13 protein-coding genes are annotated in these 12885 nt (G+C 45.2%); all 13 read right to left on the bottom strand.

Annotated features, from left to right (window positions below; translation table 11 throughout):
- The 13 genes from accD to ACESON_RS14595 all read right to left on the bottom strand — a co-directional run bounded on the left by accD (position 1) and on the right by ACESON_RS14595 (position 12872).
- Positions 1–1728 (bottom strand): acetyl-CoA carboxylase, carboxyltransferase subunit beta, encoded by a 1728-nt coding sequence (accD, locus tag ACESON_RS14535; protein ID WP_177958093.1) that lies wholly within the window; start codon positions 1726–1728, stop codon positions 1–3.
- Between the two features lie 56 nt (positions 1729–1784).
- A complete protein-coding gene (locus ACESON_RS14540) occupies positions 1785–3140 on the bottom strand; it encodes an acetyl-CoA carboxylase biotin carboxylase subunit (protein WP_177958094.1) in 1356 nt (451 codons plus the stop codon).
- A 22-nt stretch (positions 3141–3162) separates the two neighbouring features.
- Entirely contained in the window at positions 3163–3594 is a 432-nt protein-coding gene (fabZ, locus tag ACESON_RS14545) for a 3-hydroxyacyl-ACP dehydratase FabZ (protein WP_177958095.1), read from the bottom strand.
- Between the two features lie 11 nt (positions 3595–3605).
- Positions 3606–4133, bottom strand: a complete 528-nt coding sequence (gene accB, locus ACESON_RS14550; RefSeq protein WP_373110666.1) for an acetyl-CoA carboxylase biotin carboxyl carrier protein — start codon at positions 4131–4133, stop codon at positions 3606–3608.
- Between the two features lie 26 nt (positions 4134–4159).
- On the bottom strand, positions 4160–5398 hold the full coding sequence (fabF, locus tag ACESON_RS14555; RefSeq protein ID WP_177958096.1) for a beta-ketoacyl-ACP synthase II: 1239 nt from the start codon (positions 5396–5398) through the stop codon (positions 4160–4162).
- A 25-nt stretch (positions 5399–5423) separates the two neighbouring features.
- Positions 5424–6164: a 3-oxoacyl-[acyl-carrier-protein] reductase gene (gene fabG, locus ACESON_RS14560; RefSeq protein WP_177958097.1), complete on the bottom strand. Its 741-nt coding sequence runs from the start codon at positions 6162–6164 to the stop codon at positions 5424–5426.
- A complete protein-coding gene (gene fabD, locus ACESON_RS14565; RefSeq protein WP_373110638.1) occupies positions 6158–7081 on the bottom strand; it encodes an ACP S-malonyltransferase in 924 nt (307 codons plus the stop codon). The genes fabG and fabD overlap by 7 nt, the downstream gene beginning before the upstream one ends.
- A gap of 21 nt (positions 7082–7102) precedes the next feature.
- Positions 7103–8029 carry an enoyl-[acyl-carrier-protein] reductase FabK gene (fabK, locus tag ACESON_RS14570; protein ID WP_177958099.1) on the bottom strand — a complete coding sequence of 309 codons (927 nt, stop codon included), beginning with the start codon at positions 8027–8029 and terminating at the stop codon, positions 7103–7105.
- Between the two features lie 48 nt (positions 8030–8077).
- Positions 8078–8311 (bottom strand): acyl carrier protein, encoded by a 234-nt coding sequence (gene acpP / locus ACESON_RS14575; protein WP_177958100.1) that lies wholly within the window; start codon positions 8309–8311, stop codon positions 8078–8080.
- A 137-nt stretch (positions 8312–8448) separates the two neighbouring features.
- On the bottom strand, positions 8449–9411 hold the full coding sequence (locus ACESON_RS14580; RefSeq protein WP_373110668.1) for a beta-ketoacyl-ACP synthase III: 963 nt from the start codon (positions 9409–9411) through the stop codon (positions 8449–8451).
- Between the two features lie 199 nt (positions 9412–9610).
- The gene (locus tag ACESON_RS14585) at positions 9611–11065 is read right to left on the bottom strand and encodes a sulfatase-like hydrolase/transferase (RefSeq protein ID WP_373110639.1); all 1455 of its coding nucleotides are present in this window, start codon (positions 11063–11065) and stop codon (positions 9611–9613) included.
- A gap of 13 nt (positions 11066–11078) precedes the next feature.
- Positions 11079–12371, bottom strand: a complete 1293-nt coding sequence (locus tag ACESON_RS14590) for a TRAP transporter large permease (protein ID WP_373110641.1) — start codon at positions 12369–12371, stop codon at positions 11079–11081.
- A 3-nt stretch (positions 12372–12374) separates the two neighbouring features.
- Positions 12375–12872: a TRAP transporter small permease gene (locus ACESON_RS14595; protein ID WP_373110643.1), complete on the bottom strand. Its 498-nt coding sequence runs from the start codon at positions 12870–12872 to the stop codon at positions 12375–12377.
- Positions 12873–12885 lie beyond the last annotated feature (13 nt).

The raw sequence follows: 12885 nt of genomic DNA on the forward strand, positions 1-12885 counted from the left end.
CTATATTCTGCGGAACCGCTGATACCTCTGTTCTGCAAGCTCCTCAGGCTTCATATTTTCGTATCTGTTCAGAAAAGCAGACAGCTTTTCTCTGATGATTCCGGCAATTTCAGGCATCGTATCTGCACAGGCCGGCTGTTTCTCCGGAATAACGTCCTCGATCAGACCCATCTCACAGAGATCTGCTGCTGTGATCTTCATAACTCTGGCTGCATCTGCCGCCTTCTTGCTGTCCTTCCACAGAATCGAAGCAAAGCCCTCCGGTGAAAGAATCGAATAAATGGCATTTTCCATCATCCAGACCTCATTAGCCACAGCCATAGCCAAAGCTCCGCCGCTGCCGCCTTCACCAATAACCAGAGAAAGCACAGGCACTGTCAGAGATGCCATTTCAAACAGGTTTCTTGCAATCGCCTCTCCCTGTCCCCGCTCCTCTGCCTCAATACCGCAGAAAGCTCCTGGAGTATCCACAAAGCAGATAATCGGACGGCCAAAGGTTTCTGCCTGCTGCATCAGCCGCAGAGCCTTCCGGTACCCATCCGGAGACGGCATACCAAAATTCCTTCTGATATTTTCCTTTGTGGTTTTTCCCTTCTGCTGGCCGATTACCGTAACCGGAATCCCCTTAAAGGTAGCAATGCCGCCCACAATAGCGCCGTCATCCTTAAAATACCGATCGCCATGGAATTCCATAAAGTCATCAAAAATTGCATCAATATAGTCGGTTGCCACCGGTCTTGCTCCATCTCTGGATAAAAGAACCGTATCCCAGGCACTCTTCCCGGAACGGTTAAAAGAAAACTTTCCAGAAGCCTCAGCCTGTCCGTCTCTTCCGATTCCCGCATTTTTCAGAGTCAGTGCATCTGGCTTTCTGTGCATTCTCAGAATATCTGCAATCACCCGCTTCTGCTCATCACGGGGCACAATCTTATCTACAAATCCATGCTCCAGAAGAAATTCTGCTCTCTGGAAGCCCTCCGGAAGCTTCTGACCAATAGTCTGCTGAATGACACGGGGTCCTGCAAATCCAATCAAAGCTCCTGGCTCCGCCAGAATAATATCTCCCAGCATGGCAAAGCTTGCCGTTACTCCTCCAGTTGTGGGATCTGTCAGAACACTGATAAACAGCTGTCCTGCCTCATGATGGCGTTTCAGAGCTGCTGAGGTTTTCGCCATCTGCATCAGAGATACAATTCCCTCCTGCATTCTGGCACCTCCGGAGCATGCAAAAATAATCACAGGCAGCTTCTCCTCTGTTGCCCGCTCCACCATCTGTGTAACCTTTTCTCCTACAACATGGCCCATGCTGCTCATAATAAACCGAGCATCACATACGCCCACAGCAGCCGGAAGGCCGTGAATCATTCCCTTTCCGGTTACAATGGCCTCATTCAGCCTCGTTTTTTCTCTGGTTGCCTGAACCTTCTTTTCATATCCCGGGAAATCCAGAGGATTGGAAAACTCCATTTCCTGGTTCCATTCCTCAAAGGTTCCTTCATCAATCAGCATTTCGATCCGACGATAGGCATGAACCCGGAAATATCCGCCGCATTTGGGGCAGACATAATAATTGTTTGTTACATCTTCCACGTAAATGGGCTGTCCGCATTTATTGCATTTTCTCCACAGTCCCTGAGGAATACTCGGTTCTTCCGTTTTCTCCCGTTTCCCAGTCTTTACACGACTGTCAATTACAGTATATGTTTTTTTAAACATATCTCTCAGCATAATACTTCTCCTTGCCCTCTGGGCGAATCTCTGAGAACTTCAACAGTTTTTTCCTTCTACTTGCAGTATTCAGGAAAATAATTCGGAATAAAATCCGTATCAATCTCATGGCCATCCTGGTAAACCGGATTGCTCAGAATCTCATACTGGAAATCCAGGTTTGTATCAATTCCCTCTATGATCAGCTCGCCCAAAGCGCTTCTCATTTTTGCAATAGCTTCTTCCCGGTCCTTTCCATGGACAATCAGCTTCATCAGCATGGAATCATAGTTGGCCGGAACCCGGTAATCATTATAAATATGAGTATCTACGCGAACACCGTTTCCGCCTGGAAAATGAACGTTGCTGATCAGTCCCGGACAGGGCATAAAATTCCTGGACGGATTTTCTGCATTAATACGGCATTCAATCGCATGTCCCTGAATATGGATATCCTCCTGGCTGACGCTTAAATGCTCTCCCGCAGCCACACGGATCTGCTCTTTAATCAGATCAATACCACTGACAAATTCCGTTACCGGATGCTCTACCTGAATTCTCGTATTCATTTCCATGAAATAAAAATTCTTGTTCTTATCCAGTAAAAACTCAATAGTTCCCGCATTCTCATAGCCTACCGCCTTTGCGGCACGCACTGCAGTCTCTCCCATTTCCCGGCGAAGCTCCTCTGAAATTGCTACAGACGGAGACTCCTCCAGCACCTTCTGATGGCGGCGCTGAATCGAACAGTCACGCTCGCCTAAATGAACCACATTGCCGTATTTATCTGCCATAATCTGGAATTCAATATGTCTCGGCTTCTCCACATACCGCTCCAGATACATGGTATCATCAGAAAAGCCTTTGATCGATTCCATCTGAGCATTCTGGAAGTTGGAAGTAAAATCCGCCTCACTCCAGGACACCCGCATTCCTTTTCCGCCGCCGCCGGAGGATGCCTTGATCATCACCGGAAAACCAATGGCTTTTGCCATTTCCAGAGCCGCCTCTGCGGTGTAAACCGGCTCCTTGCTGCCGGGAACCACCGGAACTCCGGCCTCAATCATCGTTTTTCTTGCCTCGGATTTATTGCCCATTCTGCTGATAATTTCTGCAGAGGGGCCGATAAATGCAATGCTGCACTTTTCGCACAGCTCTGCAAATCTGGCATTCTCAGACAGGAAGCCAAATCCCGGATGGATTGCCTCCGCCTTCATAGCTACGGTTGCCGCCAGAATTCTCTCAATATTCAGGTAGCTCTGGCCGGACGCAGCCGGACCGATGCAGATAGCCTCGTCCGCCAGAAGCGTATGCAGACTGTCCCGATCTGCTTCTGAATAAACCGCTACAGTCTTAATTCCCATTTCACGGCATGCTCTTATAATTCTCACTGCAATTTCGCCCCGGTTGGCGATTAAGATTTTTTCAAACATGGCTGCGCTTCCCCTCTGCTTCTTAGTCACCTACAACAAAGGTCAGCTCTGCAGAAACAGCAACCTTGCCCTCTGCATTGGTAGCCACGGCCTTGCCTACGCCTACCTTGCCTTTGCTTTTGATAATTTCACATTCCAGCTTCAGCCGATCGCCCGGCAGAACCATCTGTTTAAACTTGGCATTGTTGATAGCTCCGAAAAACGCGGTTTTTCCCTTGTTTTCCTCCAGGCTTAAAATTGCCACTGCACCAACCTGAGCCAGTGCCTCAATCATCAGCACACCCGGCATAACCGGCTGCCCTGGAAAATGGCCGTTAAACTGCGGCTCATTAAATGTAATGGATTTATAACCAACCGCCCGTTTTCCCGGCTCCAGCTCATCGATAAAATCAATCAGCAGGAAAGGATGACGATGCGGAATAATCTCCTGAATTTCTTTAATTCCCAATCTCATATCTTTTCTCCTTACCGGATACGGAACAGGGGCTGTCCGTATTCCACAACATCCTCGTTATTTACCAGAATAGCTTCCACCACTCCGTCATACTCACTCTCAATCTCATTCATCAGCTTCATTGCCTCAATGATTCCGAGAATCTGTCCCTTCTTGACAGTGTCCCCTTCCTTTACAAAGGGCTCTGCCTCCGGAGAGGAAGAACTGTAGAAGGTTCCAACCAGAGGAGAAACCACTACCTTATCAGAATCAATTCCGCCCTTATTTCCGGAACCCGCCTTATCAGCAGCGCTTTCCGGAGCCGCCGAAGCGGTTTCAGCTGCTGCAGGAGCCGGAGCTGCTGCAACAGGCATGGGAACAGGACTCATCATAGGAGCTGCCGGCTGGGAAATTACAACGGGAGCCACCGGAGCCTGGGCAATATTTTTCTTCTTTTTCTTTTTCAGAACCAGCTTCTGGTCCCCTTCCTCATATTCAAAACTGGTCAGTCCATTATCAGAAACTGCCTGAATCAGAGTTACAATCTCATCAATCGTCATGGTCTTATATCCTCCCGTCTTCTCCATCAGCCTTCAAACTTCTTTACCAGCAGAGTTGCATTATGTCCACCAAAGCCCAGAGAATTGGAAAGCGCACAGTTCACATTCATAGAAACGCCTTCGCCCTTGGTATAATCCAGATCACACTCCGGATCCTCTTCCTGAAGACCTGCGGTTGCGTGTACAAAGCCCTCTTCAATAGACTTGACACAGGTAATAAATTCAACGCCGCCTGCTGCTCCCAGCAGATGTCCTATCATAGACTTGGTAGAGTTGATTTTTACATTTCCAGCATGATCGCCCAGAGCCAGCTTAATTGCCTTTGTCTCAAATAAATCGTTGTGATGGGTGCTGGTTCCGTGAGCATTGATATAGTCAACATCCTCTGGCTTCAGCCCTGCATCTGCAATCGCCATCTCCATAGCCTTTGCAGCGCCGCTTCCGTCCTCTGCCGGAGAAGTAATATGATAAGCGTCGCCAGTTGCTCCATAGCCAGCCAGCTCTGCATAAATCTTTGCGCCTCTTGCCTGAGCATGCTCCAGAGACTCCAGGACCACAATGCCTGCGCCCTCACCCATAACGAAACCGTTTCTGTCCTTATCAAAAGGAATGGATGCGCGCATGGGATCCTCGCTGGTGCTCAGCGCTGTCAGAGCTGCAAATCCGGCTACGCCAATAGGAGTAATGCTTGCCTCAGTACCGCCTGCAATCATAACATCTGCATCTCCGTACTGAATGGTACGGAAAGCCTCACCAATACTGTGAGTACCGGTTGCACATGCAGTAACTACGTTAATGCATTTTCCTCTCATGCCAAACTGAATCGAAACATTTCCTGCTGCCATATTGCTGATCATCAGGGGAACTAACAGAGGATTGACGCGGTTTGGTCCCTTCTGAAGCATCTTGCTGTATTCTCTCTCTACAGACTGCAGGCTTCCGATACCAGAGCCTACACTTACGCCTACGCGGAAAGGATCCTCCTGCTCCATATTCAGTCCTGCATCCTCAATGGCCTCTTTTGCAGCACACACTGCAAACTGACAGAATTTCTCCATACGCTTTGCAGCCTTGGGATCCATATACTGCTTCGGATCAAAATCCTTAACCTCACCAGCCAGCTTTGCTTTATAATCTGCTGTATCAAAATAAGTAATAGGGCCGATTCCGACCTTTTTCTCCTTCAGGCCATTCCAGAACGCTTCTACATTATTGCCAATCGGAGTAATTGCTCCAAGACCTGTCACTACAACCCGTCTGCTCATATGTCTCTTTCTCCTTCTCTTTCCTTTACATGGCCATTCCGCCGTCTACACCCACTACCTGTCCAGTTATGTAACCAGCCTCCTCAGAAGCAAGGAATGCAACCAGATTTGCTACATCCTTTGTCTGTCCAAATCTTCTCATAGGAATCTGATTGGTAATATTTTCCTTGATGGTATCAGAAAGAACATCCGTCATCTCTGTTACAATAAAGCCCGGAGCTACTGCATTGCAGGTAATTCCTCTAGTTGCCATCTCTCTGGCAACTGCCTTGGTCATACCGATAACACCGGCCTTTGATGCGCTGTAGTTTACCTGTCCTGCATTTCCCATTACGCCGGATACAGAAGAGATATTGATGATTCTTCCAGACTTCTGCTTTAACATCTGGCGGGAAATATTTTTAATGCAGTTAAAGGCGCCCTTTAAGTTGGTGTCAATCACTGCGTCAAAATCCTCTTCACTCATCTTCATCAGAAGATGGTCTCTGGTAATTCCTGCATTGTTTACAAGAATATCCACGCGGCCGTATTTTTTCACTACATAATCCATCAGCTCTGCTGATTTTGCAAACTCAGATACGTTGCACTGAACAGCCTCGGCCTTTCCGCCGGCCTCTTCAATTTCCTTTACCACTTCTTCTGCTCTTGCTGCAGAACCATTGTAATTGACAATCACCACAGCGCCCTTTGATGCCAGAGTAACTGCGATCTCACGGCCAATTCCGCGGCTTGCACCGGTTACTACTGCAATTTTATCTGTTAACATCTTAATTCCTCCACAACCTTGTCTACATCTTCTAGCTTCTCTATATTAAGAACCTTTACCGTTCTGTCTATCTTCTTCATAAAACCGGCCAGAGTTTTTCCCGGTCCGATTTCAATAAAGGTGTCCACTCCGTCAGCCAGCATTGCTCTCACACTCTGCTCCCATCTTACGGAGGAGGATACCTGCTTCATCAGCAGAGGCTTTACATCAGCTGCATCAGTCACATACTCAGCCGTTACATTTGCCACATACGGAATGCTGAGCGGATGAATCTCCACCTGCTCTAAAACCTCTCCCAGCTTCTCGCCTGCTCCTGTGAGCATTCTGGAATGGAAGGGGCCGCTTACATTCAGCATAATCGCGCGCTTTGCGCCTGCTTCCTTTAACTTCTCACAAGCAGTTTCTACTGCTTCTTTCTTTCCGGAAATTACAATCTGTCCCGGACAGTTGTAATTGGCAATCTGAACTCCGTCTATTCCGGAAATCACCTCTTCAATAGCAGAGGCATCCATAGCCAGAATTGCAGCCATGGCGCCCTGCCCTACAGGAACCGCCTCCTGCATGAGAATTCCTCTCTGTCTTACAGTAGCAATGGCATCCTTTTCTGTCATTGCACCGGCAGCATAGAGTGCGCAATATTCACCCAAGCTCAGTCCTGCTGCCACATCCGGCTTCACACCCTTCTCTTCCAGCACCTTTGTCATAGCAATGCTGGTGGTTACCATAGCCGCCTGTGTATACTCGGTGATATCCAGTCTGTCATTTTTCGTAAAACACAGCTCCGGAACGGAAAAGCCCAGAATCTCTGTTGCCAGGTCAAATACCTGTTTTCCGATCTCCGTCTGCTCATAGAAATCCTGTCCCATACCGCAGACCTGTGCTCCCTGGCCCGGGTAAATAAATGCGATCTTACTCATTCACTCCTGCTCCTTTACATCTTACTTGCGTCCAAGCAGCTTCTCTGCCTGTTCCATCATTTCTTCAATCATTTCCTGACAGGTCTGTTCCTTAGAAACCATACCTGCAATCTGTCCTGCCATTACAGTACCGCCGTTTACATCGCCTTCCTGAACAGCCTTCCGAAGGGTTCCCAGAGTCAGATACTCCAGCTCTTCAAAAGACTTTCCTTCGTTCTCCAGTTTAATGTATTCCCGAGTCATCTGGTTGCGCAGACAGCGAACCGGATGGCCGTGAGTTCTTCCTGTTACTGTGGAATCAATATCCTTTGCTTTCAGAACTCTGTCCTTGTAATTCTGATGCACCACACATTCCTTTGCTACCAGGAAGCGGGTTCCCATCTGAACTGCCTCTGCTCCCAGCATAAATGCAGCTGCGATTCCTCTTCCGTCACCGATTCCGCCTGCTGCGATAACCGGAATGGAAACTGCGTCTGCAACCTGAGGAACAAGAGTCATGGTTGTAGCCTCACCAATATGTCCGCCGGACTCAGTGCCTTCGGCAATAATGGCATCAGCGCCATAACGCTCCATTCTTCTTGCCAGAGCTACGGAAGCCACAACCGGAATCACCTTAATTCCTGCCGCCTTCCACATCTCCATATATTTTTCAGGATTTCCGGCGCCTGTAGTAACTACCTTTACGCCCTCTTCCACAACAACCTTTGCAACCTCATCAGCGTGAGGACTCATCAGCATAACATTCACGCCAAAGGGCTTATCGGTAACTTCTTTAACCTTCTTTATGTAGTCGCGGATTACCTCTGCCGGCGCATTGGCTCCGCCAATCAGACCCAGTCCGCCTGCTGCAGATACTGCAGCTGCCAGATGATTCTCAGCCACCCAGGCCATTCCGCCCTGGATAATCGGGTACTGGATTCCCAGCAGTTCTGTAATTCTTGTTTTCATTTCCGTTCCTCCAACAGCCTGAATTCCTTTTTTAAAAGGTGCAGGGCATTAAGCCTCTACACCTTTCTCCTTCAGATAATTCATAACATCACCAACAGTCATCATGTTCTGCAGGTCATCAGAGGGAATCTCAACGGAGTACTCGTCCTCCAGAGCCATAACCAGCTCGAACAGGTCCAGGGAATCAGCGCCCAGGTCATCCTTAAAGGAAGATGCCTCTGTAATGGAATCTGCGTCTACGCTTAACTGATCTGCAATAATCTCTTTCATTTTTTCTAACATGGTTCTTTCTCCTTTTTCATTTAAAATGTTTTATATTTTTATAAAGAGAATGCGCTCCGGGCACATTGCTCCATATTACCCATCATACCATACTTCCTTTTTATCAGAAAGTACTTCTTTTCCGTAATCTTCCTGTTTTACCACTCTACCAGGGCTGCTCCCCAGGTAAGACCTCCGCCGAAGCCTGCTAAAACCAGCTTATCGCCCCTCTGCAGCCTTCCCTGGCGGTTTAATTCGTCCAGAAGAATCGGAACTGTTGCGCCGGAAGTATTTCCATAGGAACCGATATTCATGGGAACCTTATCCAGAGGCTGCTTCAAACGCTTTGCCACTGCCTCGCAGATTCGGTAATTGGCCTGATGCAGCACGAAATATTTTACCTCTTCAATATCTGTTTTACTCTCCTCCAGCACCTGACGGATACATTCCGGAACCTTCTTTACTGCAAATTTGAAAACCTCCTGGCCATCCATATATATGTATCCCAGCTCCGGCTTCCTTTCGTTCAGGAAATTCCCCTCGCTTCTGGCTACACAGGAAAGCACAGGTCCCTTTACACCATCAGATCCCATAACACTGTGAATCACGCCTGTTTTCTCTGCACGAATCACTGCTGCTCCTGCACCGTCTCCAAACAGAACGCAGGTGCCCCGGTCTGACCAGTCTGTCAGCTTGCTCAGACAGTCTGCGCCGATAATAAGAGCTGTTTTATAAATTCCTGCCCGGATAAAAGCCTGTACAGTACTCAGCGCAAACTCAAATCCTGAACATGCTGCGCTGATATCATAGGCCACTGCATTTACCGCGCCAATAGCTGCCTGCACTTCACATGCCCCATTCGGAAAACAGTGATCCGGGGATGAGGTTGCCATTAAAATAATGTCCAGCTCCTCAGCCTTTATTCCTGCATTCTCCAGAGCCCGCTCTGCTGCCCTGGACGCCATGGCGCTGGTTCCCTCCTCCACAGCAATTCTCCGCTCATGAATTCCGGTGCGGGTAACAATCCACTCATCACTGGTTTCCACCAGTTTTGCCAAATCTTCATTTGTCACGATCCGTTCCGGCACATAAGAGCCGGTTCCAATGATCCTGCCTGTCACTGTCATTTTCTTTCCCCGTTCCCAATTGAGATTCATTCTAATATTAGTTTTGTTATCAAATGTTTTGAAACTCAAAGTATTTTCATCTTTTTTATCTTATTCGATCATGAAACGTTTGTCAAGGAAATTTTTGCGACAAAAATCAGGAAAAAACGCCGAAAGAAATACCTTCGGCGCTTTTAAGACGAAAATTAAAAAATTATGCATTTTTTCCCTGATTACTATACCCTGCCGGTGTTGGCCAATGATAACCTCGTTGATTATAAAGTCCATAATCAGATTTAGTATGATACTCTCCTGGACAAAAACCTTTTAATTTTCCATCCTGAATCCATTCCATATCATTTCCGTGAAGGCTTTCTATTAAATATTCCTTCATTTGTATTTCAATTTCCGTATATGCAGCTTCCCCAATACAATTATGAGTTTCTCCCGGATCTTTTTCTAAATCAAATAATTGAAATACGTTTCCACAGGGATAATAAATTAATTTATAATCTCTCCATCGGATCATTCGTGTTGCCTTATCTCCTTCACTCACTTCTCCATAAAGATATGTGTGCTGTTGATCCGAAAATAACGGAATACCTTCCACTGTTTCAGGAATAGGGATATTGCATAAATCTAAAAGTGTCGGCATAATATCACCAAGCTGTGCAAGCTTCTTTTCCACTGTTCCTCGATAATTTTCCAGCGGTTTTCCTGATAAAATAAGGGGAACGCATGTTGCATTTTCATAAAAACAGCGTTTTGCCACCATATTATGATCAAAAAGCATATCTCCATGATCACTAGTAAAAACTAAAATAGTATCGTCTAAGAGATTGCTCTCTCTCAATGTTCCAATCAAAAGTCGTATCTGGTAATCAATATGAGTACACTGGGCAAAAAAAGCTCTCCTTGCTCTTTTTATTTCTTTTTCTGTGTAAATTCCTGCAGCTTCACACATAGCCTTAAAGATATAACTGTCATCCAGCCAATCCTGACCAATTGGTTCCTCTAATTCCTCCTCCTGATACATATCAAGGAATGTCGAAAGTGGAACCAGAGGAGGATGCGGAAACTGATAAGAGCAATAAAAGAAAAATGGGCGCGTAGGATCTTTTCTTTTTATTTGATGCATCATTTCCATAGTTACCCAATTTGTCGGATGTGCCTGTTCATCCAAATGCCATGGACGCGTATAGTAGGTGTTATTCCCCATTGCATGTAAAAATTCTTTTCCAAGATAACCATGCTCGCCCAGCCATATTTGATAATCATCTACTGCTCCCAGTTCATAGCGCCCTTCTTCTGCCAAAATCACATCTTCAAAACCAATACGGTTTCTCTGAGGGTAAACATGAAGTTTTCCTACCGCCATTGTCTGATAACCATTCTTTCGGAAAGTTTCTGCCAGTGTTGGAACATCTGGCATTTCCATACGATCGGAATATACTCGATCTCCATGTGTTTTCGGCGATAATCCAGTCATCATGGTACGACGTGCAGGAATACATACAGGACACTCACTATAACAATTTTCAAAACGAACTCCATTATTTGCCAGATAATCTAATGTGGGAGTCATAATATCTTTCCTTCCGGCACATCCTAAAAAAGATCCTGGCCAATGATCAGTACAAATCATTAATACATTTTTCTGATTACTCATCACAAAATCCTCCTTATAACAATCCCAACATATTTGGAAGAGCCAGTGTAATAGATGGGATATAAGTAATCAAAAGCAATACAATCAACATTACCACAATTAGAGGTAGTGTATGCTTAAACAAGCGTTCAATTGGAACTCCTGAAATACCACTTCCTATAAATAATACGCCTCCTACTGGAGGAGTTATCAGACCAATTCCGCAATTCAAAATCAAAATAGCACCAAATTGGATAGGACTTAATCCAATACTTAACAGAACCGGCATCAAAATCGGAGTAACAATGACAATGATGGATGCCATACCAAGAATGGTACCCAAAACCAGAATAATCAGGTTAATTAACAATAAAAGCAAGAATTTACTATCTGTTAATCCCAACATTCCATTTACTACCATTTCTGGAATTTTCAAATATGTAATGCAAAAACCAAAAGGACCAGATGCTGCAATCAAAATCAATACCGTTGATAATGTTTTAATGCTCCTTTTTACAACATGAAATAATTGCTTCCAAGAAAGCTCACGATAAACAAGCATTGATACAATTAATGCATAAACACATGCAATTGCAGCACTTTCTGTTGCTGTAAAAACTCCCTCCACAACTCCAATGACAACAATCAGAACTGTGCCTAAACCCCAAATTGATTTTTTTAATGCCGTCCAAAGATTAGCTAATGTAAATGGTGTTCCTTTTGGATAATTTCTTTTTACAGACAAATAATAACTGTAAAGCATTAATGCAATTCCCAAGAGAACTCCAGGAACAATGCCAGCCATAAAGAGCGCACTAACAGAAATACCACCTGCTGCCATAGCATAAATAATCATATTATGACTGGGTGGAATCAACATTCCCTGAACACTGCTTGTCATGGTAACTGCTGTAGAAAATTCCTTATCATATCCCTGTTTATGCATCATAGGAATTAAAATGGCTCCCAGAGATGCTGTATCTGCTGTAGCTGAACCAGAAATCCCTCCAAAGAAAATAGATGCTAAAATGTTTACCATTGCAAGTCCACCGCGCATCCATCCCACCAACGCATCAGCAAGTAAAATTAATCTGTCAGAAATTCCTCCCTGTGCCATAATATCTCCAGATAAAATAAAAAACGGAATGGCCAGAAAAGTAAATCCATCGACACTGTCTACCATGGTGTTAATGATCTGAGTCGGCGACAGACCAAGATAAAGGATTGTTAAGGCTGCCGATGCCATCATGGAATAGGAAATATGAAAGCCTAAAATAATCATAATAAAAAAGGAGGCAAGCAAAAGAATAATCGCTGTCGTATTCATATCCTAAAAACCTCCCTTCAAAATACGATATAAAGACATTGCTGTTCCATAAAATCCTCCAATCACAACAGAAAGATAAATCGTACTCATTGGCCATCCTGTTGCAGACATTTTTGCCTTTTGTGTTAAATGCAAAATTTGGATTCCATAAACTATCCACATCACATTTACCAGCATAAGCAAAACATAAGCAAGACGGTGTAAAAAAGCTGCAGCTTTTTTAGGAACCAAAAATTCAATAATTGTCATACGCACATGAAGACCTTCTTTAATTGCATAACCAGCTCCCAGAAAGCACAGCCAAACCATACAAAGAATTGCCAGCTCCTGGGTCCACCGAGGATTCCTGATAAACGGAAGATATCGTCCCAAAACTCCATAAGATACAGAAAATACCATAACGGCAAATATCATAATACACATTACTATCATAAACCGGGAAATCATATCTGCTATTCGATCTAAAATAGACTCCCGTTTTTCTTCTATATTTTGTTCCATATAATATGATTCC

It is taken from the genome of Lachnoclostridium sp. Marseille-P6806 (genome assembly GCF_964238185.1).
Taxonomy (GTDB): domain Bacteria; phylum Bacillota; class Clostridia; order Lachnospirales; family Lachnospiraceae; genus Brotaphodocola.